This is a genomic window from Floridaenema fluviatile BLCC-F154 (assembly GCF_041929135.1).
GTDB lineage: Bacteria > Cyanobacteriota > Cyanobacteriia > Cyanobacteriales > Aerosakkonemataceae > Floridanema > Floridanema fluviatile.
In genome coordinates this window covers 152,679-176,668 of sequence record NZ_JBHFNS010000084.1, presented here as the reverse complement: position 1 = coordinate 176,668, position 23,990 = coordinate 152,679, and the positions used below count along the sequence as shown (strand labels likewise).

The following is a 23,990-nucleotide window of genomic DNA, read 5'->3' as shown; positions in this document are numbered from 1 at the left end:
CAATTGTCAAATGACTAAGGACAAATAACCAATGACAAGTTTAGAAACTCGTTTGCGCTTCCTTCAGGAAGTTACTATTTTTCAAGAAATTGAACAGAATGATTTTTTACCAGAACTCGCTAAAAGTTTAGAAGAGGTGGTGTTTCCTGCTAATCACACAATTTTTGCTAAGGGTGATGAAGGTCAATTGCTTTATATTTTGGTTTCTGGTAAGGTCAAAGTGCATTTGGATGATTTCACTCTCGCTTATTTAGAACCTGGTAGCTATTTTGGCGAAATGGCTTTATTTGAATCTCGTCCCCGTGCTGCTTCTGCTACTGCTGTAGAAGAGTCTAAATGTTTAGTTTTAACTGGGCAACAAGTCTATCAAGCAATTAAGAAAAGTCCTAATATTGCCCTGAATATTATTCGCGTTCTTGCTCAAAGAGTTCGCAAGTTTAATCGTCTTTTTGGCGCTTCGGAAGAACTGTTTTATTTACAATTGAAAAAACAAACCTAAGTATAAATCAAACTGTTTTACATTAGAAATTGAAAATGGGGAATTGCTTATGATGCTCAGTGAAACTAACCTGCAACTTTTACAAAATATTCCCATGTTTCGGGATATTGAACGTGAAGAGGTTTTATCAAGACTAACTAATAACTTTTCAGAAGTCGAGTTTCCCGCAGGTTATACCATTTTTAAACAAGGGGGTACTGGTTCTTTTCTTTATATTTTAATTTCCGGTGCTGTACAAGTCCATTTAGGAGGTTTGCAATTAGCTCAGTTAGAAACGGGGGCGTATTTTGGGGAAATGTCTATATTTGATCCCCAACCTCATTCGGTTTCAGTAACAACTTTGTCGGCTTGTAAATGTTTGGTGTTAACTCAAGAACAAATTTATCAAATAATTAGAGAAAACCCCGAAATTGGGGTAAATATTATTCGGGTTTTAGCAGGAAGAGTTCGAGTAATGAATCAACAATTTAGTGCTTGTTTGCGCGGTTTTCTCACTGTGGCTTGGGCAGATGGCGAATATAATGAAGAAGAAAAAGAGGTTATCGAAAATTTACTGCAAGATAACATTTATCCCGATACAAATCTTGGTTCTCTCCACCCAATTTCTGCTACAGAGTTAGCCGCTGCTTTACAGGGAAATAAATCTTTAATTGAAAACTTTGTCAGAACCGCAGTAATTGTTGCTTTAGCTAATGGTACTTATTCGGAATCAGAAGATAAAGTATTACGAGAGTTTTGTACTGCTTTATTAGGTCAGAAGTTGGAGGTTTTAGAAGCGTTAAGGGCTTTACTAAGTCCAGAAACTTTAGAAGTAGAAAAGTCGCAGCTTTCTGGAAAGGGAAAAACCGTTTTTACTCCGCCAAAGGATGTGTTAACGCCTGTACGGAAATTTCTAGATGATATGGAAGTTGATAGCCCTTATATGGCGAGATTTTTGTGTAAAATGATTCCGCCTCAATGTCCTTTTGAACGAGATATCGTTTTGTTTGGGCATAAAGTTGTACATATTCCGCCAATGTGTAAGCTTAATCCTTTGTATGAACAGTTAGTAGGTTTGCGTTTTCGGGCGCTTTCTTATTTAGCTGATGAATGTAAAGAGGATATTTCTCAATATATTTGATCCCCCCTAACCCCCCTTGCAAAGGGGGGAACCAGAGGACGCAAAACACTGTAGAGACGTTATATATAACGTCTCTACATTATGGTTGATTGACCGGAAATGATATTAGGGGACTCTCCGATTGGTTGCATTCTTTTTAATTTAAAATAAAAAAAATAGGCAGGTTTTATGCCCACCTAAATTTATGAAGAAGTTGGAAAACAGGAGATTTAAAGTTTAAACTTTTTCGCTTTGATAAACAGTGGTATTTGTGAGGGGAACTGCGGGAACTGATTGGTCAAAGAAAGTATTTTTAGGTTTGGCTGACAATGTTCGTTTGATAACAAAAGAACTTAAGGAAGTAATCAGGTATAAAGGCACAACTAAAGGCCAAGAAATTGTGATTATTAGTAATATAATCAAGGATAAAAAAGAGTTTTCTGGAGTTGGTGATGAGGAAGAGTTACAAAATTTTATCCAGTTTTTGGCAAAATATAAGCTGATGAGGAGATAAATAATTATTGAAGCGATTATTATTAAGTTCACGATAGTTTATCCTGAAATAACTTCCTACTAAGCAAATTGTAGTGTTGCCAAAAGTTAATTCAAGGATTTGTCCAAATGTTTCACGCAAACTTCATCAAAGTTGCGGATTTATAAAGTTTATTTGAAGTTAACGATCGCTTCCTCATAAACTGCCAAAGTTTCTCTGTTAACTCGTGAAACATTTAACCATTCTAAATTTGTTTGCGCTTGCTTTCGCCATTTATCGAGGATTTCAGGCGAATTCAACAAGTTAAATAAAGCAGTTGCTAAAGCGCAACTATCTTGAGGAGGAACTAAAATTCCAGCTGTTCCATTATCCAATGCTTCTGGTATCCCATCAACATTTGTCGCTACAATGGCACAGCCAGCTTCTCGCGCTTCTGAAATTACTAAACCAAAAGGTTCTTGATGGGAAGCCAATACAAATATATCGCAAGATAGAAGATATTTTTGCGGTTCTGGCTTAAATCCTTCAAAATGAATTCGGTTACTAAAAGCTGTGTTTTGCGCCTGGGTTTCAAATGTTACTTTATCGGGGCCATTTCCGATTAAATATAAATGTAATTCGGGAAAGTTAGCAGCAATTTTATTAAAAGCATCGATGAGTTCAGCTATTCCTTTGCGATGATACATTCCGGCTACGGTGGCGATCGCCGGACGTGATAAAGTTAATGGTTGATACTCAGAAATATTCCGAGTTCGAGGACTACCCAAAGTGCCATTGTAAACTACAGAAATTTTACTTTTAGGGATACCTCGGCGCACCATTGAATTAGCTACAGCATTACTAATGGCAATTACGCGATCGGCTAAACCCATTAATACCGCACTGCGTTGAAATTCATTATGCACTGTGGAGATTAAAGCATAATTAAACCCCGGTTTTAATAATTTTGCTAATACAACTCCAGTCATGTTATGAGTATGGACAATATCCGGCTGAAATTCCCGCACAATTTTCCGATAATATCGAGAAGCCTTAATTAAATTAACTGGATTTCTTGCCTGATTTAAAACATAATGCTTTACCCCATATTTTGCCAACAAAACTTCAAATTCGCCCCCCACAGAAGCAACAGCAATTTGATGACCTGCTTGAGCTTGGAGACAGGCTAGATCGATCGCCACATTAACAATACCATTGCCAATTTCTTGAACGTGATTTAAAAGATGTAAAATTCGCATAGTTTCGGGATTTTAGATTGATAATGACAGGCAAGATGCCTGTCCTACAATATTCTCTATTCTTCTCTTCCTTCGCGTTCTTTGCGTCCTTCGCGGTTCAAAAAAAATTACAACAAATTACCCGAAAACTGGTAACTTTTCTCAGACTCAACGCCTAAAACCTTTAGATATTGATCCACCACATTATCCACAGTAAAATCTAATGCCCTTTCCTGCAATAACTGTGAATTAGTTGGGGTTTTCAACGTCTCCAAAATAGCATTTGCCAAACCCTTAACATCTCCCACTGAAACCAAATTACCATACTTTCCATTTGCCAAAATCTCTGCTGGACCACTAGGACAATTAGTAGAAACAACAGGAGTACCAACCGCCATTGCTTCCGCTACCACATTACCAAAACCTTCCCAAGCAGAAGAAAGTACAAACAGCTTTGCTTGTGCCATATAAGTATAGGGATTTTCTTTAAAACCAGGCATATTCACATCATTTTCCAACCCTAATTCTCGCACCAAAGCTTCTAATTGAGGGCGCTTTTCTCCCTCACCCAAAATCATTAACTTAGCAGGAATTTGCTCTCTAACAATAGCAAAAGCTTTAATTAAAGTAGGAAAATCTTTTTGTGGTACTAAGCGACCTACGCCTAAAATTACTGGCAGTTCTCCTGATGCAAACCAAGGATGATCGATCGGTTCTTTTGCCTTATCAAATAATTCTGGCATCACCACAGGATTGTAAATTACATCGATGTTTTTTACAGGTATTCCTGAAATTTGCGAAACATCTTCAGCGACTCCTTGTGAAGCGGCGATCGTACCATCAGCTAAAGGATACCATTGTTTGACTAACAATGGTCTAACTTTGCTCATAATTCCAGAGTCATTTTTGAATTGTTGAGAAAGATTCGTTTGCACGCACATAATTATTTTTGTCGGTGTGCCAGAAAGACGTTTTGCCCAAGTAGCGGCGCTGAGAATATCTAAAGCTGAAAGTAAAAATGTAGGTTGTTCTTGTTGTAAGTAATGCCGCAAATTTACGGTTTTCCACAAGATTACGGGACTGCGGGAATTCAAGTTAATTAATCGCACTTCAGGAGGAACTTTTTCTAAATATTCACCCTCTGCTTTAGCAAGGATTAAATCAGTTTTAATTCCCCGTTTAGCCATACCTGCGGCTAAGTGTAACATGGCTCTTTCTGCACCGCCACCATCGAGGTTGGGAAGGAAAAAACTAATAGAAACATTTTGGTTAGTCATAGGTTTAGAATGGGTAATTTTTACTGAGGAGTGAGAGCAATGAATAGTGCTTTATCTGGGACATTCAAATTGATAGTTGAAGTTGAGGATATTGGTTTAGAGGACATATTGCCATTGTTGTCTAAAGAGTAAAGAATTACATCTTTAATTGCTGTTTTCAAAGTAATAGTAACAGGGATGTCTGGGGGTGTAATCTCTCTTACGGGGGTGTTGCTAATGTCGCCGTTAGAAATTTCATGCCACAGTGCTAAGTAAAAGGTGCGGTTTTGTTTTTGGAGTAAGAGGTGATGGATGTACTGGGTGCGATCGTACTCTGGAGGCGGATTAACAGAAATGCTGTAATCTAAAGAACCAGGAGTAAAATTAGCACCTGGATCTTTGAGCAAATTAATTACATTTTTTAAGGCAATATAAGCAGGTTTTGGGCTTAAATCATTCCGCAATAAACCAAAATTTGCTTCTGTATTATCAGGGTCATTCCATTCATCAACAAACTCATAAGATAGAGTACGAATAATACCTTTACGGAAATATTCTAAAAACAATCGTGGCATATATTTGCCGTGCATTTGTTCAGAAATGCCTTTTTTAGAAGTGTTGTAACCTGTTTCCGTCGCTGCCATTGGTTTATTCCCAAATGGTGGTGATAAAACATCAAAAGCATAAGGCCATTCATCAATATTAACTGCGGGAAAATTCCCCTGCCAAAAGTACTTTTCTATAGTGTTATACCTAAAAGGTACGCTATAACCATTTCCGCCACCTGGGTAAGGATGAAAGCTTCCCCAATCAACATAATTAGTTAAGGTATCTTTTCCTAAAGGTGACTTGTTTTCATAACCGTAACTTCGTCCCAAAGCTGGCCCAATTATGATGATATTTCGGGTATCAGAATCGTTTTTGAAAGTAGTATAAAGGTCTTTTTGAAAAGCAATTACACCTTCGGGAAAACCTTGATTTTGATAAGTAATTTTGTTAATAGACCAAAAAATATCCGGTTCATTTGGCCCTTCTACAGCATCAATGGCAGCAATAGGTTTATTAGCAGCTTTGATGGCATCTTTAAGTTGTGTAGGAGTGCCTTCATTTGGCTGAACTCCCACTTGAGTTTTAATTCCAACTGCCGCTAAATCTTGAATTCGAGAAGTGAGAGTATCGCGCACATGACTGATACCCAATTCTACTAATTTTTGCTTGACTTCTTCATATTTAAAACCGTAGGGAGTATCGGGATAACCCCAATGAGTAACGACACCAATACTATCAACAAAGGCATCGGCACTTTTAGCAGTTTCAATATTGGTGTTTTGTGCAGCTTGAAGATTATTCGATTTCATTTCGTGAAACATCGAAACTACTAAAATTGACAGTAGTACAACAGTAATTATGGTTATTAATCTGCGTTTATTCATCTGTATTTATCTGCGTTTAAAAAGCGATCGCAAAAAGACCAAATCTACATCTACATTTGCGTTCATTTGCGTTCATCTGCGGTAAAAATTTCCTTCCTTAGTTTTCTCATTTCCTCACCAGAATACATTAACTGATTCAATAGTTGGGCAATTTGTTGATTAATTGTTGTTAATTCAAAGTGTTGTCTAGCAAAAATTTGGGCTTGTTGAGCAATAGTCTCAGATAACTCTGGATGCTGACGACAATAATTAATAAACTCTGCCAATGTCAGAGAATTTCCCGGTGTTATTAACCAACCAGTTTTTTGATGTTCAATTAATTCGATCGCACCTCCAGCTTTAGCAGCAATTACAGGTTTTTTACATAACATTGCTTCGGCAATTACTCGCCCAAAAGGTTCAGGTGAAATTGAGGTATGAGTAATTAAATCACAAGCTTTCATTAAGGGGGCAATATCTGCTTGAAATCCTAAAAATTTCACCCGTTTTTCTAACCCTAATTCTGCTACTTGTTTGTGTAATTGCTGGGTATAATCTTCTTCACCAAACAGGGCATCACCAACTAAAATTGCGGTTACATTCTCTGGGCAATGGGTAAGTGCTTCAATTAAAATATGTTGTCCTTTCCAAGGTGACAAACGGCTAAAGTGTCCAACCACAAATTGTTGTTTAATTCCTAAATTTTGTCTAATTTGATTAATTTTTGATTCATCTATCTCATAGTTTTCTGATTGGAAACCATTATAAACAACTTCGACAATTTCCGGTTTTCCTCCTGCTTCGATAAATGCTGTTTTGGTGGCTTGAGAAGTAGCTATTACTAATGAGGCGCAACGATTGGCTAATGTAACAGCAATTTGACGATTAGTTTTACTAAAATGGTCTAAAGAGAGGATGTCATGTAAGTGATAAATTAGAGGGCGATGGGTGAAAAAGTGAGCGATCGCACCCACAACTAAAGCCTTTTGCGTGTTAGCATAAATTAAATCATAATCTTGGCTAATTTTAATTACTTTGTTAATCAAAGGTGCAAGTTTATTCAAACTACTTAAACCTTCCATTAAACTGCTTTCTTTACTAACCTTTATTACCTGATTTGTTAAAACTTGGACGGGAATTTCTTGTTGTTCTAGCAGTTTTTTAAAACCACCATCCGCAAACAACCCAACTAAACAGTTATTTCGATAGGGTTTCGCAATATCTAACAAGAACAATTCTGCGCCCCCAGGTTTTCCGCTTTGGTCAAGAAATAGGATTTTCATCATTAATTTACCACTAGGTTAACTATAAACTTTCCAGGGTGAGTTATTAGCAAATAGCAAATTTGTTAAATGCTGGTAACTCAAATCTTCCGAACAATATTTCTCGGCAAACTGTTTGCCATTTTCACCGAGTTTCTGAAACTTATCTGGGTTATTCCACAGTTTATTAATGGCTTCTGCTAAAGCATCTGGCGCAAATGGTTGGCAAGTAATGGCATTATAATCTTCTATTACATAGTCACTAACTCCACGAGAATTAGTAATAATAAATCCTTTGCCAAGGTGCATTGCTGAAACTAAAGTGTAATGACCACAGGGTACTTCTGCACCCTTGAGTGGTAACACCATAAATCGAGAATGTTTCAGGATATTCATAGCATGAGGTTCGGAAATATTCACAAAGGCTTTGACGTTTGCTGGAATCTTCAAATTTTTTCGATTACTAGGTCTAATCACAATAATCATCTTTAAATCAGGCAATTTTTTCATAGCTGCCATTAAGGTTTGATAGTCTCGCGCATTACCACCAATAGCACAAATATAATCGCCCTTTTCCAGTGGTTCTTCCGGTGCAAACTTCGGTGGTTTCATAGTCCAAAGTTTTGTTTCAATAAGTTCTTGGGGAATTCCGAAATAGTCGCTGTAAAGCTGCTTTTCTAACTTAGAATAAACGACAAATTGATCGATCGTTTTAAAAGCCATTTTCATTAATTGCCATTTTAAACCATGAGGCAATTCATGAAAGTTAAAAGAATAGGCAATCTGCTTAGTTTTTACCCCGAAGCAGAAGGCAAAAAAAGCACACCAAAATGATAGTCTAGGATTATGTGCAATCAGTAAATCAGCTTGATGTTTCTTTGCAGAAAGAACTGCTTCTAAACAGGTACGAATTCCTGACAATCGAGTGTATCTTTCTAAGATTCCTTGGGGTTTATCATAATGGAAATGCCAGTGAAGTTCATATTCGCTTAGTTCAGGGGCAAACCATTGCCAATTTTCGCCCCAAGCAGGTGTACAGCAAACAATACAGGAAGGATTTTTCATGATTAATAATGTGGTTTACAAACGAGTAAGTTGATCAGTTCTACTGTTGTTTTCTTGAGTTCTAAATTTACGTAAACCACCCTGATGAAACCAAAAGATAAAGAATATAACTATCAGTGCAGAAATAGCACTAATAATTTGTCCTATTCGTTCTTCTAATCCAGCTTTTAGTGTTAAGCTGACCTGATGTTTTCCTTGCGGTATCCAAACAGTTAATAAACCCTCTGGTGTTGAAGGTTGTACTGGCAAAATACGCGATTCACCGTTAATTTTTGCAGTCCATCCGGGATAGTAAAACTGATGGATATTTACCCAAAGATTGGTTGTAGCATTACTATGCAAAATTATATTTCTTGGTTGCCATTTTTCGACTGATAAGTTGCCTTTTCCGGCAGCTATTTTTGCGCGATCGAAGCTATTAGCCAATTCTCTGATTTGAGGCTTTTCAAAAGTTTCTGGCGATACCCATCTAGGTCGGTATTCCGGTGCATCTAAACTAATACTTAGCTCTTGATTAACGTCTATTTGCTGTTCTATGTTAGTGTATTTAACCAAAAGTTCAGGATTAGTATAAATATGCACAACTATAGCACCAGATAATAAAAGAATAGCAACTAGTGAACCTGAAATTATTAAAATTCGCTTAGTAGCCAAATTAATTGGTTTTTGTATTGCCGAAATTCCTAATGCTATAAGCGCCGTAGTAGCCACTAACACAATAGTATTAAATCGCCAAGGATGCTGAATTCTTTGAATTATAAAAAATATTTCCCATATCGGTTTACTCAAAGGTAGTGTCATTAAAAAAGCACTCATAGCAATGACGATCCAATATGTACTTTCTCTTCTAATTATTGCTAGAGGGTGCTTTCTGGCAAGGGAATAAGCTGCATAAGCTAAGCCTGCTAAAAGTACAGTTTGGAAACCTGTATATTGGGCAAATTTAGAATTAAAAAACTGATTTCCCCAAAACAGAAAGTTATTCTGATAAAAGTATCTTCCCGTGATTATTGTTTTCATGGAAATGTATTCTTGGGTAGTCATAGCAGGTAATAAGTAAATTGCAGATAACCCTATACCAAGTAACATTGCAATTATGAGAAATACTAAAGCTGACTTTCTTTTTTTCCTTGAGGCTAATATTAGTAAGTAAAAAATAGGAATAACAGAGAAAATTAATACGGTTATTAAGTGAGTCATAATCAACAAAGCATAGCTAATAGTAAATCCTACTAAAGCAAATTTCGAGCCTTGGCTAATTTTGCGAGTGAAATACAAAAGCAAGGGAAGCCAAACAAAACTCCAGTGTTCTGCGTAAGCAAAACGAGTATAAAAATCAATTGTCAAGTGATATGGTAAAGCCATATAAAGAATTGCTGCCATAAAAGCTGGAGTTTTTTTAGTAATATCTTTTAACCAAATATAGGCAGTAATTCCAGAGGCTATAAGAGCTAAAGCAGCAGATAAACTCAACTGATGCCAACCATATTGATCGTTGGGAAAAAAAGGATGAAATAAGCTACTAAAATAATAGGGAATTGGCGCATAAAAGAAAAAAGCTGGACTTCCTAAACCTGAGTTCATATTTTGTAGCCATCTAGGGTAAATTTCCCCTGTCCAAAACTGTTCAGTAAAATTTTTCGACCATTTTAAATGAAAGGCAACCAAGTCATGTGCTTCGTAAACTTCGCCAAAAATTGCTGGAACAGAAAGAATAAATCCAATGAGGACTATTCCCAAAATATGTATTCCGATAATTTGTTTTTTCTGATTCAATAACATGGCGACAATTTGTGGTAATTTAATAAAAAATACTTAATTTTTTAGGGCAGTATTCTTTTGTTGACTGTAGTATTTATGGGCAGCTACAGCTATGCCTAAAAATCCCCAAAAAACAATACCAAATACTCCAGCAGTTGCACCATTAAAACCTATTTGAGCAAATACACCAATGCTAATAGCACGAGCAGCACTCATAAAGGAATCAAAACGAACTTCTCCATATTGTAATAAGCTGAAAATTAATAAAATTATTCCACCTAAATAGGGGAGAGTACCCAACCAACCAAATGAGTAAAAGATGTCTAAAACACCACTGTCAATATCAGGGCCTAAAGCTGTATTTCCTCCAAGTCCACCGCCAACAATTTGGGTTAAAGCCAGACCTAAATAAGTCTCGTATCGCTCAGATCTTGCGTTGTAGCTTACATCATCATCTGCATTAGAAAGAGATTCTATTCTGGGGGCAATTACTGAAGAGAAAGGCTCAATATTAGCTAAGGGAACTACGACAATTAGTATTACCAAAAGTGTCATAATTAAACGCATTTGCAACTTAGCTTTTAGTGATGAAGTTAAAATAAAAACTGCCACTAACCAACCTAACCAAACTGCCCTTGCTGATGATAAAAGTAAGGATAAATATCCAACTGCGGCAGCTATAAAACGTAAGGTTCCTTTGCCATTAAATAATAGTAATAAACCTGCCATCATTACCACTGCAAACGGTTGAGGTGAATTCATGGTACTAAATACCCGAATTCCTAAAGGTTCAGGTGTTCCAAATGCAACTGCTCCGGTGTTGACAATCCAAAATTTATCCCATTCAGGTGCTACTAAATATTGCCATACTCCATAGCTTCCGGTGACTAATGCTCCCCAAAGAAAAGTTCGTTGAATAGTTTGCTTAAGTTGGGGATAAGTTCGCCAATTTATAAATAAATGAAACCCGAAAACGATCGGAGTTAACCAATTAAGGCAGGCAACTATAGCAGCTGTAGGTGAGGCTTTAATTAAACCGATTAAAAAAGCGTAACTAACTCCTAAAAAAGATAGGATAAAAGGTAAGCCGCCTTGGTAATAAGTTTGGGGAAGATAGCGTAAAAAAGATGCTAATGTAACTAGTGTAACTAAGGGTGGTGCTAACAAAATGGGACTGGGATCTACCCAGCCACTTTGAATGTCTACTAAGCGACGAATCCAAGGTGTAATAAACCAGATCCACCAAGTAAAACTTATGTAAATAATCGGATATTTTTGATATAAAAATGCTCCAACTATAAAAGATGCTGCGGGAAATGCAAAACGTAAAATCGCGCCTGCGTGACCCAGTATACATACTGCTGTGAACAATGCTAAGCCTAAAATTGCTGTCCAAGCTTGGGCAGGTTGTAAACTAATATGAAAGCTTTTTTTTGAAAGTTGATTAGCCATTAGCGATCGCCCTTTCCTAAACAAGCTTGTTCGTACAATGAAAGATTTCTCTGAGCAATTTTTGCCCAACTATAAGATTGTGCAGTTGTATAAGCATTGCGCCGCAATTGTACTAAGAAAGAACGATTTGTAATCAATAATTCTAATGCTTCTTCAATAGCTTGACTGTTTCTTGGCGGAATAACGATCGCATCATAGCCATCTCGAACTATTTCTAAAGGCCCAGGTGTAGCTGTAGTTATTGGTGCTAAACCGCAAGCCATTGCTTCAATTAATGCTACGCCAAACCCTTCAGAAATTGTGGAAAAAAGTTTAATGTGATGACCTTTTAAAAGTTCTGGAAGAGTTTCGTTATTGTAATAGGGAATTACTTTAACGCGATCGCGCACTCTTGGATCGAAATCTGCATAAACTTGCGCTGGATCGGGACATTCAAAACATTTTGTTCCGAAAAAACTTACCTCAACTTGGGGATAACGAGCAAGAATTTTATTTAATGCTGGAACACTATAATAAATACCTTTGCGGGGAATGTAAGTGCCAATTTGAGCAATCCGAATTACCGAGTTATCTGTTGTTGCTATCGACTCAAAAGGCAAGTTTAAAAATCTATCTGCAATTCCATTAGGAACGATCGCTACTCGTTCGCGTTTTACTTTTAATTTTTCGATTACATACTTAGCATCGCAGCTATTAAGCAACAAAACTAAGTCAGAATTACGCATAGAAGTTGTCACTTCCCAAAGCCTGATGCTACCCCGATAAAGACCATATTTCCAACTTAATTTTAAATTTCCTTGTTCTGCTTCTTGTAAATATTCTTCATGTTCAATATGTTCTAAACCGTGACAACGAGCGACTAAAAGCGGGCGATTTTTTTTCTTGTTTTGTGAGAATCCCCATAGCCAAGCATCACCAGTGGAAGCATCTACTATATCGATTCCTTGCTCTTTAGAAAGATTTTCAATTTTGTAAGTTACAAATTCAGGAAAAGCGGCAAATTTTGCTAGGCGATGTAACTTATTTGGCAGGTCATCAATGGAATAAAAATAAACTTGATGCCCTAGTTTTTCATATTCTTGACCCAGCCGCCAAGTTACTCCGGCAGCACCTGCATTGGTGTCAAAATTGTAGTGACAAGTGAGGAGAATTTTCATGGGTTTGTTTGGCAATAGATATCTCTCGGAAAATTGATTCTAGGGTTTGAAAGTTAGTGTGAGCGTTAAATTTTTGTTCGACAATTTGGCGACCTTTTGCACCCATTTCTCTGCCTAAGTTACGATTTTCTATTAGTTGTTGAATCCGGTTCGCTAGGTCTGCGCGATCGCCTGGTTGAATTAAGAAACCTGTTTCTCCATGACTAACAATTTCTGGAATTGCATTAACTCGACTGGCAATAATTGGTAAACCTACCGCCATTGCTTCAATAAAAACCCAGCCAAAAGGTTCAGAATAAGTCGGCAAAACAAACAGATCTGCTTGATGGTAAAGCTCTAACCATTTAGGTGTATAAGCTTTAATATCATGGTAAATATGAACTTGAGGGCGATCGCATTTAATCGGTGTTTGGGTGACTAAATGTAACTCAGCTTTATCTGCAAATTTTTCTAAGAAAACTTCTAAAAGGTCTTGTCCTCCTTTGCGTTCAAAATGACCGCCAATAAATAAAATTTTGTAAGGTTTTTGAGCAATTTTTTGGGGATTACTTGGTAAAGTAATTTTCCGCAAATCTACACCAGGGTAGACAACTTTTACTTTTTTTTGGTCAATCTTGTAATCTTCAATTATTGATTTACGGGTAGCTTCTGAAAAAGTAATTAGCTTTTTAGCTGCCTGAAAAACCGTTTTTTCTAAGAAATAATTGGGAGCATAAGTCCATCTGAAATTAGGGTCGGTTTTTTCTGTAGATGCTTGAACCGCGGTAAAGTCAACAGTAATTGCAGTCGGCAATTTTTGCATCAAATCTAAGGCTAGAAAAGCCAAAGGTTGAGTATGAAAATGTAGAACTGAGTACTTTGCTTGACGAAATTTTCGATAGGTTAGCCGTTTACTCATGTAAGCAAAACCTAATTGCACCCGCAAGCGAGTAAAGTCTAGATTTTGTTTTTGAATCCAGCGATTTGGAAAGTTGTAACTTAGCAATCTGTTAATGATTCTTGTAGTTAACTCTTTCTCATCGTTGTACCAATGAAAATCTACCTTACAATCACTATTCTCGCTAAAATAGTCTCGCATTAATTCTCCATAAGTGCGATGTCCTAAGTAGCTCTCAATAATGGAAAGAACTTGAAAATGATTGTTCATAAACCTCCCATTATTTCACAACATTTAAAAGTACTTTTTCTACACCATCAATCATGCTCTTTAAACTAAATTTGTTTAAAGTGTATTCCCTAAGTTTTGCACCCAATTGAGGATTTATCTCTCTCCAATCAATCATTTTATTGAGAGTATCTGCTAAATCTTGTTTATTTCCTGGTTCAAATAATCCGGCTTCAAATTCACCAGTGAGAATTTCTGGAATTCCGCCAATTCTGCTACCAATAACAGGTGTTCCGCAAGCCATTGATTCAATCACTACTCTGCCAAAAGGTTCTGACCATAAACTAGGTACAACTGTAAGATCGCTAACTTGATAAACTGAGGTAGGGTTACTTAAATGACCGAGAAATTCTACTGAGTTTTCTATGCCTGAGTCGATCGCAATTTGCCTTAAAGATTGCTTATACTCTTCGCCAGCTAAAGCACATTCTTTACCATCTGCTGAGAAGTGAAGTAGAGGTTTTCCAGCAATAAATAGTTTAGCTTTCTTGCCAGTTTTGAGGAATAAGGCGAAAGCTTCTATTAACAGTTCTAAACCCTTATCTTTGTCTAATCTTCCCACATAAGAAACGACTTTAGTATCTTCGGAAATGTTCCATGAATTTCTTAATTGAGCGAGATTTTCGGCGGGTTTAAATTTCTCTAAATTAGTCCCGTTATATACCAAATCGATTCGATCTTCTGTTAAACCTAATTCTTGCAACCATTCATTTTTGGTTTTCTGAGAAACAGCTATAAACTTGTTGACTCCCTTCATGCCAATTCGTCTCTGAAGATTGAATTCTTCCCGGTTCACAGGTGGTGGAATTTGTAGATAACAAACAAAGGGAATTTTCTTCAATAAGGATACAAGATAACCGTAAAAAGCATCAGGGTATTGATTAATAAAGACTATGCTATTCTCATTATCTGCAACTTTCCATATATCTGTAAAACTTGGTAAAAAATTAATAATGTCGCTCAGTTTTCGGCGATCGAACCCATAACTATTTACCTTAATTACCTGTTCGCAGAATTCTTGGTATTTCTCAACTAAATCCCCAGGTTTTACATAAAACAAGCTGATTTTGTGACCTTTTTCTGCTAAAGTACGGCAAATTTCAAAGAGGTTTAATTCTTGTCCTCCACGTAAAGTTGATGGTTGCTGCTCTAAGACAATAACGTGCATTAGTTTGCGCTTATTGGTGATTTCGTCTGAAAGTTCCGATGATTTTAATTTAGTTTCTGTCATTTTAATTAACCTCCTTGATTGATTTGATTACAGTAAATCTGAAATTAACTCTTTTGCTTGATTTCCCACAACTGACCAATTAAACCGATTTTCATATTCGTTAAATGATGAATGAACTAAGTTTTTGTACTCACTATAATTGTTCATCAAATTTTCTATGTAATCACAATATTCAAAAATACTAGCTGTAACTGAAAAAGTTTTGCCATTTAAACCATCAGAAATCATGCTAGGAATCCCACCAACATTAGTTGTTAAACAAGGTAAACCGAAGGAATTTGCTTCACATAAAACCATAGGAGAACAATCGGCTTTTGAAGGCATAATGAAAAAATGAGACTCACTAAATAAATTATTTACCTGTTTTTTGCCTTCCTTTGTTGACTTATCAATAAATCCTAAACTTTTCACAAAACTAGGTAAAGGTTCATCAGTAATAGGTTGACATCCTAATAAAAATAATTCTGTTTTTAATCCTCGGTGATTTAATTGTTTAGCTACTTCAAGAGCTATATCTCCGCCTTTCCTGAACCAATCAACGCCGATAAATAATAATTTGCAGGGAGCTCTATTTTTTGATTCGACTAGGTTATTAATAGTTTCGGTGTTGCGATCGCACTCTATATTAGCCCCCCAAGGAATTACTCTGACTTTCCCCGGATCAATTCCATATATTTTAATAGCAGATTCAGCAGCCCAATCAGATAAGAATATAACTAATTTACTCCGATCGAATGCCGCTTTTTCCATTTCATAAATATGTCTTTTAGTTTCACCGCAGAGATTACTAAAAGCTGGATACCAATCAATTAAAGCTGTTTGTGGTGCATCTGTCCAAACTACAATTGGTTGTTTACATTCTAGATAAGCAACTGGTTGAGCATTTTCGGGACATATTAATACTTGCGCCTGAGAATTAGACAATTTTTGGGAAACTTGTAAGGCGTAATCTTTAGTAATAGATGGCACTGCCCAACAATGATAAAACTTGTTAAAAATCTTCTTATATAACTTTCTTTTGGCTCTATTTACTAAGTTATGATTTTGCTGCAAAGGGCTAATATAATCAATAGGAATTGATTGATTTTCTAGGTACCTTGCTAAGAAAGCTCCGGCTCCTCGAATGCCAAATAAATCCTTTTGCCAACTGGAAGTATCGAAAACTTCATAGCTAGTGACATAACCCAAGCGCATAATTTTATTCCCTCCTTTTGCCCACTTTAAACTTATCCAACTTGACCTAATTCATGTTGCATTTGGTGATATTTCCAAAGTTTGCCACGTTGCTCTAATAAATCTTTATATGCTCCTTGTTCGACAATTCTTCCTGCTTCTAAAACCACTACTTTGTCGGCTCTAACAATTGTGGAAAGTCGGTGAGCGATCGCAATTACTGTTCTGCCTTGGGAAAGCTTTTCTATAGATTCTTGAATCAACCTTTCCGAAACAGAATCTAAGGCACTTGTTGCTTCATCTAAAATTAAAATTTCTGGGTCACGAAGCAAGGCACGAGCGATCGCAATTCGTTGACGTTGACCACCTGATAACCTCACTCCTCTATCTCCCAATTGTGTATCAAAACCTTCTGGTAATTCCCGAATAAATTCCCAAGCATTAGCTAATTTAGCCGCCTGTAAAATTGCCTTTTCATCAGCATTTTCTGTACCGTAAGCAATATTATTTCGCACCGAAGTATTGAAAATAAATGTATCTTGACTCACCACGGCTAACTGGCGACGCAGAGAATTAATCTTCAAATCTCGCAGATCAATTCCATCAACCAAAATTTGTCCTGCTGTCGGATCGTAAAATCGGGGAATCAAATCAGCTAAAGTAGACTTTCCTGCACCTGATGCTCCTACTAATGCCGTTGTCGTTCCCTTTTTGATTGTCAAAGTAATGTTTTGCAACACCAAATTATTTGCATCGTAACCAAAATCTACTGACACAAATTCGATCGCTCTTTTTAATCCCATAAACTGTAATTGACCATCTATTAAATATGGCTTATTATCAGTTCTCAACAGTTCCTTAATACTGCTTAAAGGCCCCTGAAAGCTGCTAATTTGTGCCCGCGACCCATTCATTTGTCGGACAATGGGCATTAAGCGAAATAAGACAAACAAAAATGTTAGTAATACAGCCGGGTTAAGTTGTCCTTGGGGAATTAAAGTAGCAAATGCTAAGAGCAAAATTCCTACCAAAATTGCCGTTGCTCCCCCTTCCGCTAAAGGCTCAACAGATGAACTAGCAGCTAAACCTTTAATTGCTGCTTTTTTAAAGCGTGAACTAGCAGCATAAAATCTCTCACGCTCAAAATCTTGAGTAGCAAAAGCCTGAACTGTGCGAATACCATTAATAAATTCCAGGGCTATTGAAGCATAAGAACCAGCTGCTTTAGTCCACTCAAAACTAGCTTCTCTTACTCTTCCTAATAAGGTGGTTATTGCTGCTGATAATAAAGCAAACAACATTACTGAAATTAAGGTCAGTTGCCAAGAAAGCAACAGCATTGAAATCAGGTATGCAATTAAAGTAGAGCCTCTGATAATTAAAAAAGCAGTAATTCCGAAGGCGAGGGAAACTTGGTTGATTTCCGAAGTTAAGCTATTAACTAACTCACCGGAACGAGTTTTAGCAAAGTATTGCAAACTTACTGCTTGGAATTGTTCAAAAAGCCTTTTACGTAAGCGATCTGCCAAGCTATGATTAGTAATTTCGCTGTAAACTTGACCTAAATAAGTAAAGCCAGTTCGCAACAAAGTTACTAATAAAATTAATCCCGAAACTCGGTAAAGTCGATCGGTAGTTGAAGCATTTATTCCCAAAAACCAAACATCAACCCAGCGAATTCCTGTTTGGATTGGCTCAGCTTGGGGATCGGTCAAACTTTGCAAAAAAGCTAAGAGAAACCCAACTCCGAATCCTTCAAAAGCTGCTGCTGTGAAAGTGAATAACAGAGCTAAAATTGCGATGCGACGAAAGTGTTTAAATTCTCGCAATATTATGTAGTTTTCCTGCCAAAATTTTGTAGCTTTCAATAGATTACTGATGGGTTTTAGCTGTTGAAGAGTCATGCAATATTCCCAAGTTAATTGTGAACTAATAAGCGCCAAAACCTGAGATCACTTTCAGCATTGTTAGTGGTAATATTTTTAAGTCTCGCCATAAAGACCAACTACGCAAGTACTCTAAATCGCAGTGGTTTACAGCATCTAGATCTAGCAAATGCGATCGCGCTTTTACCTGCCAATCTCCAGTTATTCCTGGTAGTGCATTTAACCTTCTTTGCCCTTCTTTACTAATCCTAACAGCATCGTACAAAGCCCAAGGACGAGGCCCAACCAAACTCATTTCACCCCGCAATACATTAAATAATTGTGGCAATTCATCCAAGCTATATTTCCGCATCCAACGTCCTAAAGGTGTCACCCGAAAATCATCTTTACATTTGTGTAAACCTTTCTGATTTGCCATTACTTGATAATGATACTTTTCTGCATCGACAATCATGGTGCGGAATTTTAAGATCCGAAATAATTTGCCTCGTTCTCCTACCCGCCATTGAGTAAAGAAAATTGGCCCCGGAGAGTAAGTGCGAATTAGTATCGCGAGTGCAACCATCAGTGGAGTTAGTAATACCAAAAGTAACGCTGCCACACTCCAGTCAAATAAACGTTTGAAGCCCCAGCTAATCGGATTCCGCATCCGGGGCAGTCCGTGGGCAGAAGGCAACCGTAAAAACGCTGGTTTATTAGCTTGCTCGCAGGCATCTGCCCAAAGCCTTAATTTAGCTTCGCTGAGATCTGGATCGAGTCGAACAAGGCGTACAGGCGAGTTTTGTAAGCATTTAACGAGTAGCTCTCGGTTCTCCAAGGCAGGTAAGTCGGGTTGATTTGTGCCTGGGCGGGAACTTACTAGTAACTTTCCTAGTCTCCACCTAAGTATATACTTAGGTTCGGAGTAATCGAGGTTTTGTCGATCGCCTGGTGCTAACTCTTTTAAGGTATAAATTGGAAAGCTGGTCATTTTCTTTTCCCTTCCCCTAAATTCCCTTTTGGGGAATTTTTAGCTAACTTTGCTATTAATAAACAGTCCAGTGCTTGAAGGTAGATCCACTAGTCTGATTTTTTTAACGCAATGACGTTTGCTTTCCCAGCATAGTTATGAAGTTTTATTAAAACCTCTATCTAAAGGATGAAGGATCTCAGAGTTTCCTTATTTAGAATCGTCACCAATTGAGTTGAATTAAAGCTCATTATCCTTCGGTAGTACTTGAGTTTGTATCTACTGAGGGATAGAGATATAACTCACCAGTTATTGCTAATTTGTTTGTAACTTGTCCTTGTAGATATAACAATTTTTAGATTCAGTATGAAAGTTGCTTTAGTACATGACTATTTAACCCAGAAAGGTGGAGCAGAGCGAGTTTTTGAACTCCTTTGTAAACGCTACCCAAATGCAGATATTTTTACATCGTTGTACGATCGCGAAAGAACCATCGACTTAGGCGATCGCACTGTTCATACTACTTTCTTGCAAAAAATTCCCCAAGCATCAAAGTACTTTCGGCTCCTAGCCCCCTTCTACTTTCCGGCATTTAGAGCCTTAGATTTACAAGGCTACGACTTAATTATTAGTAGTTGTAGTAGCTTTGCCAAAGCAGTAAGAAAATCTCCCCAAGCTAAACATATATGCTTCTGTCACAATGTGACTCGATTTCTATGGGATACTCAAACCTATCTCCGAGAGTATGCAGATTATAAATTATTTGCTCCGGTAATTGAACCAATATTTGATGCCTTACGGCAGGTAGACTTAAACTATGCCCAAGAACCCGATATTTATATTGCTAATTCACACACTGTAGCCAAGCGGATTGAAAAACATTATGGTAAACCAGCGATCGTAATTAACTATCCTATTGATACCAATCAATTTATCTTTTCCGAAACCAAAGAAAAATTTTACCTCGCTTCAGCCCGTCTACTTAGTTACAAAAGAATGGATATAATAGTCGAAGCTTTTAATTGGCTAGGATGGCCTATCTATATATTAGGTGATGGTCCAGAACGGGAAAATTTAGCATCAAAAGCTCTAGAAAACGTCAGATTTTTAGGTCATGTTAGCGATGCCGAACGCAGTCATTTAATGGCAAAAGCTTCCTCCGTAATTGTTGCGGCTCTAGAAGATTATGGTTTAGTTCCTGTAGAAGCAAATGCCAGCGGTACGCCTGTAATTGCTTACGGTGCAGGGGGAGTATTAGATACTCAAGTTCCGGGAAAAACCGGAGTCTTTTTTCATAAACAAACACCCGACTCACTGCAAGCAGCATTACTCGAAGCTCAGAATATTTCCTGGGATTACGCGAAAATACGTAATCATGCTGTCAGCCAATTTTCGGAAACAGCCTTCTTTAGTAAAGTCGATCGAGCGATCGCCCAATTTGTTTAATTAATTGTTTCGAGGTTAAATATGGTAGACGTAAACGCAAATAACTGGAATACTACTGCTGAAACCGAGCCAGGTTACGGACAACTTTTAGCAATTTTAATTCGTCGCCGTTACTGGTTGTTAAGTGTTTTCTCCGTAGTTTTAGCAATTACTACTGTCATAACTTTAACCACTAAACCCACATATAAAAGTTCCATGCAGCTATTAGTGGAACCCAACTACCAAGGAAAACAAGAAGGTACTAAAAATGCTGAAAATGAATTTGCTGATTCCAACGTAGAAATAGATTATGCCACTCAACTTAACTTAATGCGAAGTTCGCAATTAATCCAAAAAGCAGTAAATTTACTCCGTCCCCAGTACCCAAAAATTAAAGTTAAAGACCTTAAAGACTCATTAGTAGTTAATCAGTTAGAAGAAGATAAAGTTAACACCAAAATATTTGAAGTAACTTATATCGATAATGACCCAATTAAAACTCAAAATGTCCTCGAAACTATTAAGCGTGTTTATCAAGATTATAACCGCGAACAACAGCAACTTCGTTTAACTAGAGGTCTAGCTTTTATTGACACTCAACTACCATCAATGCGGGAAAACACAGCCCGAACAGAAGCTGCTTTAGACAAATTTCGCAAGAATCAAAACTTTATTGAACCAGAATTACAAGCAAGAGCATTAATCGAATCATTAAAAGATGTTCAATACGAACTTCGCACTGCTCGCGCCCAGTACCAAGAAGCGCAAGCACGGTTTCAAATATTACAACAACAAGTTAAGCGATCGCCACAAGATGCCGTAGTTTCCTCCCGCCTTAGTGAATCCAATCGCTATCAAACATTACTCAACGAAATTCAAAAAATCGACCTAGAATTAGCCAAAGAACGTCAACGTTTTACAGACGATAATCCTTACATTCAAAACTTACTAGAACAACGCCGGAGACAATTAGCTTTACTCCAAAAAGAACAGCAAACAGTTCAAGGAAACAACATACTTAACTCAAATGTTCCCAACACAAACCTAATGCAACAAGGACAACTAGGCAAACTTGATGTTAACCTTTCTCAGAAACTTTTAGAAGAACAAACTAATGTTCAGGGATGGCAAGCAAAAGTTCAAACATTAACCCAAAAAGCCCAGGAAATTCAAGCACAATTGCAGCGATTTCCGGGAATGTTATCCGAATACAATCGCCTAGAACCAGAAGTAAAACTGAATCGAGAAACTCTAGAACAACTATTAAAAGCCCGACAAGAATTAAGCTTAGAAATTGCCAGAGGTGGCTTTGATTGGCAACTAGTAGAAGAACCACAATTAGGATTAAAAATTGGCCCCAGCATCAAGCGTAACTTGTTGTTAGGTGCAGTAGTGGGACTAATGCTAGGTGGTATTGTCGCCTTTATCCGGGAAATGATTGATGATGCAGTTCACACCTCTGATGAATTGAAAAAACAAGTTGATTTACCATTATTAGGAATCATTCCGCAATTAACACCTCAGATTAGAACTGAACCAATTATTCACTTACCTTTCCGCCAACAACCAATATTAGCTTCTTCAACTATTGAGTTAATCAATTGGCAACCTTTTCGCGAATCTTTAGATTTAATTTATCAAAACATTCAATTAGTAAATTCTGCTGGTTCTTTAAAATCTCTAGTGATTACATCCGCCTTAGCTGGAGAAGGTAAATCTGCCATAGCTTTAGGTTTAGCAATTAGCGCCGCCCGTTTGCATCAAAGAGTATTATTAATTGATGCCGACTTACGCCGTCCTAGCCTACATAAAGAACTAAATCTTCCTAACGATCGCGGACTGTCCACATTATTAACTAGTGATGTTTCCTTGAGAGATGAAACTAACATTCAAATATCGCGACAATATAATAATATTTCCATTTTAACTGCTGGACCAACTCCACTCGATCCAGCACAGCTTTTAAGTTCCCAAAGAATGCGAGAATTAATGGCAAATTTTGAGCAAACTTACGATTTAGTCTTGTTAGATGCGCCCCCAGTTTTAGGAATCGTAGACTCAATTTTAACAGCATCTTTTTGCAATGGTGTTGTCTTAGTTGGACGTATTGGCAGAGTTACTCGCAGCGAATTAAACCAAGCTACAAATATGTTGAATAAGTTAAATGTAATTGGTGTTGTCGCTAATGGTGCTGAGGTATTTAGTAACGGTTACGGATCGTATCCGCAGCAAAATCAGGAATTATTACAACCAAGATCCAGAGGATAAAATCAATAATCATCATCAAATTCACCAAACTCGATCGTGTCAATAAATTCATAAATTTGGTCTTTTAATTCCTCAGCCTCATCCTCAATTTTTCCGGGTTTTTCCTCATAAAGAAAACTCCGCTGACAACTGACGACATACATATAATCGTCCACATCAAAACTAACTATTCCCCGATAAGCATTTAACCTTGCCGGAGGCTGGTTATTTAGGGAAACAGTCATAGTTGAACCTTGTGGCAAATCCACAATTGCAAAATAAGCACCAAAAATTAGGTCTGCTAAATATTCTTCATAAACTACTTTAGCATTAGGGCTAATAGCAAAAATTGCCTGAGAAAGATACTCATTTAATATAGCTTGCAGATACCTTTCTTTTCCCAAATTAGCGATTTTTTCTGCCTCCGCTTCTACATCATTTGCTTGCCAGTAATCAATCCTTAAGAAAGTACCAAAATCATCGGTAAAGGTAACATTATCAGATTGAGAAGCTATTTGCCCACCTTTTTCTAATTCTATGGGAACTGGAACCGCAAAATTACCTTTTGGTGCATCATAATACTCAAATGTAACTGCTTCTAAATCATCAATTTCCGATAAATTTTCTAATACATCATCGATGATTTCCTGGGCTTGCTCGTCTGGAATTTCCAGGGCAATTTGTAGTTCAGTTAAAAACTCTACTCCCTCGTCGCTTACCTCTCCCTTTTCTACTAGCATAATTACCGAAGCTTCAAACGCATCTAGTACTAAATCATCCGGGAGAAATGTATACGCAGTGTTAAATAATACCCCTAAATTTTCCTCATCAGCAATATCCACCACTCGATCGACCAGTACTGATATTTCCTCTTTGGAATATTCAGCATAAAGATCTGATTCCCAAAGAATGTTTTCTAACTTAGTTAATTCCGCATCATCGTAATCAGAGTTTACTGCTGCAATAGCAACTACTGCGATCGCTGCTACTGCTTCCTCCGAACTCAGTGTTTCTGTCAATAAATCTGAGTTGAAAATATAGTCATATTTGCCCATGAATTTAAATCTCAATCTGCACAGTTGAGCTATTTATACCAAATTCTCGATTCAAATCAAGAGTACATCATTACATCAGGTTAAATATTTTACCGATTGCCAGAAAATCACAGCTTTACCGTTAATTCCACTCATTTAGTTACAAAAACTACCAAAAAAGTTTTGCTTATAGTTCACAAAAACTTT

Annotated in this window: 19 protein-coding genes and 1 pseudogene; 6 read left to right on the top strand and 14 right to left on the bottom strand. The window is 37.2% G+C overall.

Going from position 1 to position 23,990, the window contains the following annotated elements; all coding sequences use genetic code 11:
• Positions 1-31 precede the first annotated feature (31 nt).
• The 4 genes and pseudogenes from ACE1B6_RS23400 (at position 32) to ACE1B6_RS23390 (ending at position 2,112) form a co-directional block, all read left to right on the top strand.
• Entirely contained in the window at positions 32-499 is a 468-nt protein-coding gene (locus ACE1B6_RS23400; RefSeq protein ID WP_413259680.1) for a Crp/Fnr family transcriptional regulator, read from the top strand.
• A 49-nt stretch (positions 500-548) separates the two neighbouring features.
• Positions 549-890 (top strand): annotated as a pseudogene (locus ACE1B6_RS30175) (cyclic nucleotide-binding domain-containing protein); the annotation flags it as partial.
• Positions 891-953: 63 nt separating this feature from the next.
• Complete coding sequence (locus ACE1B6_RS30170) at positions 954-1,619, top strand: Mo-dependent nitrogenase C-terminal domain-containing protein (protein WP_459563089.1); 666 nt, start codon at positions 954-956, stop codon at positions 1,617-1,619.
• A gap of 250 nt (positions 1,620-1,869) precedes the next feature.
• Positions 1,870-2,112, top strand: a complete 243-nt coding sequence (locus ACE1B6_RS23390) for a hypothetical protein (RefSeq protein ID WP_413259678.1) — start codon at positions 1,870-1,872, stop codon at positions 2,110-2,112.
• Positions 2,113-2,261: 149 nt separating this feature from the next.
• On the opposite strand, the gene ACE1B6_RS23385 is transcribed toward ACE1B6_RS23390, so the two are convergent.
• The 13 genes from ACE1B6_RS23385 to hepC all read right to left on the bottom strand — a co-directional run bounded on the left by ACE1B6_RS23385 (position 2,262) and on the right by hepC (position 19,098).
• The gene (locus ACE1B6_RS23385) at positions 2,262-3,329 is read right to left on the bottom strand and encodes a glycosyltransferase family 4 protein (RefSeq protein WP_413259677.1); all 1,068 of its coding nucleotides are present in this window, start codon (positions 3,327-3,329) and stop codon (positions 2,262-2,264) included.
• 107 nt (positions 3,330-3,436) lie between these two features.
• Positions 3,437-4,585, bottom strand: coding sequence for a glycosyltransferase (locus ACE1B6_RS23380; RefSeq protein ID WP_413259676.1), 1,149 nt, complete (start codon positions 4,583-4,585; stop codon positions 3,437-3,439).
• A 20-nt stretch (positions 4,586-4,605) separates the two neighbouring features.
• Positions 4,606-5,997: a hypothetical protein gene (locus ACE1B6_RS23375; protein WP_413259675.1), complete on the bottom strand. Its 1,392-nt coding sequence runs from the start codon at positions 5,995-5,997 to the stop codon at positions 4,606-4,608.
• Positions 5,998-6,059: 62 nt separating this feature from the next.
• On the bottom strand, positions 6,060-7,259 hold the full coding sequence (locus tag ACE1B6_RS23370; protein WP_459563088.1) for a glycosyltransferase: 1,200 nt from the start codon (positions 7,257-7,259) through the stop codon (positions 6,060-6,062).
• 18 nt (positions 7,260-7,277) lie between these two features.
• Entirely contained in the window at positions 7,278-8,303 is a 1,026-nt protein-coding gene (locus ACE1B6_RS23365) for a glycosyltransferase family 4 protein (RefSeq protein ID WP_413259673.1), read from the bottom strand.
• Between the two features lie 15 nt (positions 8,304-8,318).
• Entirely contained in the window at positions 8,319-10,085 is a 1,767-nt protein-coding gene (locus tag ACE1B6_RS23360; RefSeq protein WP_413259672.1) for a 6-pyruvoyl-tetrahydropterin synthase-related protein, read from the bottom strand.
• A 33-nt stretch (positions 10,086-10,118) separates the two neighbouring features.
• Entirely contained in the window at positions 10,119-11,516 is a 1,398-nt protein-coding gene (locus ACE1B6_RS23355; RefSeq protein ID WP_413259671.1) for an O-antigen ligase family protein, read from the bottom strand.
• On the bottom strand, positions 11,516-12,673 hold the full coding sequence (locus tag ACE1B6_RS23350; RefSeq protein WP_413259670.1) for a glycosyltransferase family 4 protein: 1,158 nt from the start codon (positions 12,671-12,673) through the stop codon (positions 11,516-11,518). The genes ACE1B6_RS23355 and ACE1B6_RS23350 overlap by 1 nt, the downstream gene beginning before the upstream one ends.
• Positions 12,639-13,820, bottom strand: coding sequence for a glycosyltransferase family 4 protein (locus ACE1B6_RS23345; protein WP_413259669.1), 1,182 nt, complete (start codon positions 13,818-13,820; stop codon positions 12,639-12,641). Before ACE1B6_RS23345 ends, ACE1B6_RS23350 begins: the two co-directional genes overlap by 35 nt.
• A 10-nt stretch (positions 13,821-13,830) precedes the next feature.
• A complete protein-coding gene (locus ACE1B6_RS23340; RefSeq protein ID WP_459563087.1) occupies positions 13,831-15,006 on the bottom strand; it encodes a glycosyltransferase family 4 protein in 1,176 nt (391 codons plus the stop codon).
• 90 nt (positions 15,007-15,096) lie between these two features.
• Positions 15,097-16,263: a glycosyltransferase family 4 protein gene (locus ACE1B6_RS23335; protein WP_413259667.1), complete on the bottom strand. Its 1,167-nt coding sequence runs from the start codon at positions 16,261-16,263 to the stop codon at positions 15,097-15,099.
• A gap of 32 nt (positions 16,264-16,295) precedes the next feature.
• Entirely contained in the window at positions 16,296-18,146 is a 1,851-nt protein-coding gene (gene hepA, locus ACE1B6_RS23330; RefSeq protein WP_413259666.1) for a heterocyst formation ABC transporter subunit HepA, read from the bottom strand.
• 25 nt (positions 18,147-18,171) lie between these two features.
• The gene (hepC, locus tag ACE1B6_RS23325) at positions 18,172-19,098 is read right to left on the bottom strand and encodes a heterocyst development glycosyltransferase HepC (RefSeq protein ID WP_413259665.1); all 927 of its coding nucleotides are present in this window, start codon (positions 19,096-19,098) and stop codon (positions 18,172-18,174) included.
• Between the two features lie 345 nt (positions 19,099-19,443).
• Between hepC and ACE1B6_RS23320 the strand changes: the two genes are divergently transcribed.
• Positions 19,444-20,523 (top strand): glycosyltransferase, encoded by a 1,080-nt coding sequence (locus tag ACE1B6_RS23320; protein ID WP_413259664.1) that lies wholly within the window; start codon positions 19,444-19,446, stop codon positions 20,521-20,523.
• Positions 20,524-20,544: 21 nt separating this feature from the next.
• Entirely contained in the window at positions 20,545-22,770 is a 2,226-nt protein-coding gene (locus ACE1B6_RS23315; protein WP_413259663.1) for a GumC family protein, read from the top strand.
• Between the two features lie 2 nt (positions 22,771-22,772).
• Here ACE1B6_RS23315 and ACE1B6_RS23310 read toward each other — a convergent pair whose 3' ends face one another.
• Positions 22,773-23,804, bottom strand: a complete 1,032-nt coding sequence (locus ACE1B6_RS23310; RefSeq protein ID WP_413259662.1) for a tellurite resistance TerB family protein — start codon at positions 23,802-23,804, stop codon at positions 22,773-22,775.
• Between the last annotated feature and the right edge of the window lie 186 nt (positions 23,805-23,990).

Bases quoted from the DNA above. Each gene is read 5' to 3' on its own strand.
- ACE1B6_RS23375 (WP_413259675.1), bottom strand. From the start codon at position 5,997: ATGAATAAACGCAGATTAATAACCATAATTACTGTTGTACTACTGTCA.
- ACE1B6_RS23315 (WP_413259663.1), top strand. From the start codon at position 20,545: ATGGTAGACGTAAACGCAAATAACTGGAATACTACTGCTGAAACCGAG.
- ACE1B6_RS23400 (WP_413259680.1), top strand. From the start codon at position 32: ATGACAAGTTTAGAAACTCGTTTGCGCTTCCTTCAGGAAGTTACTATT.
- ACE1B6_RS30170 (WP_459563089.1), top strand. From the start codon at position 954: ATGAATCAACAATTTAGTGCTTGTTTGCGCGGTTTTCTCACTGTGGCT.
- hepC (WP_413259665.1), bottom strand. From the start codon at position 19,098: ATGACCAGCTTTCCAATTTATACCTTAAAAGAGTTAGCACCAGGCGAT.
- ACE1B6_RS23320 (WP_413259664.1), top strand. From the start codon at position 19,444: ATGAAAGTTGCTTTAGTACATGACTATTTAACCCAGAAAGGTGGAGCA.
- ACE1B6_RS23345 (WP_413259669.1), bottom strand. From the start codon at position 13,820: ATGAACAATCATTTTCAAGTTCTTTCCATTATTGAGAGCTACTTAGGA.
- ACE1B6_RS23365 (WP_413259673.1), bottom strand. From the start codon at position 8,303: ATGAAAAATCCTTCCTGTATTGTTTGCTGTACACCTGCTTGGGGCGAA.
- ACE1B6_RS23380 (WP_413259676.1), bottom strand. From the start codon at position 4,585: ATGACTAACCAAAATGTTTCTATTAGTTTTTTCCTTCCCAACCTCGAT.
- ACE1B6_RS23340 (WP_459563087.1), bottom strand. From the start codon at position 15,006: ATGCACGTTATTGTCTTAGAGCAGCAACCATCAACTTTACGTGGAGGA.
- ACE1B6_RS23360 (WP_413259672.1), bottom strand. From the start codon at position 10,085: ATGTTATTGAATCAGAAAAAACAAATTATCGGAATACATATTTTGGGA.
- ACE1B6_RS23350 (WP_413259670.1), bottom strand. From the start codon at position 12,673: ATGAAAATTCTCCTCACTTGTCACTACAATTTTGACACCAATGCAGGT.
- ACE1B6_RS23335 (WP_413259667.1), bottom strand. From the start codon at position 16,263: ATGCGCTTGGGTTATGTCACTAGCTATGAAGTTTTCGATACTTCCAGT.
- ACE1B6_RS23310 (WP_413259662.1), bottom strand. From the start codon at position 23,804: ATGGGCAAATATGACTATATTTTCAACTCAGATTTATTGACAGAAACA.
- ACE1B6_RS23370 (WP_459563088.1), bottom strand. From the start codon at position 7,259: ATGAAAATCCTATTTCTTGACCAAAGCGGAAAACCTGGGGGCGCAGAA.
- ACE1B6_RS23385 (WP_413259677.1), bottom strand. From the start codon at position 3,329: ATGCGAATTTTACATCTTTTAAATCACGTTCAAGAAATTGGCAATGGT.
- hepA (WP_413259666.1), bottom strand. From the start codon at position 18,146: ATGACTCTTCAACAGCTAAAACCCATCAGTAATCTATTGAAAGCTACA.
- ACE1B6_RS23355 (WP_413259671.1), bottom strand. From the start codon at position 11,516: ATGGCTAATCAACTTTCAAAAAAAAGCTTTCATATTAGTTTACAACCT.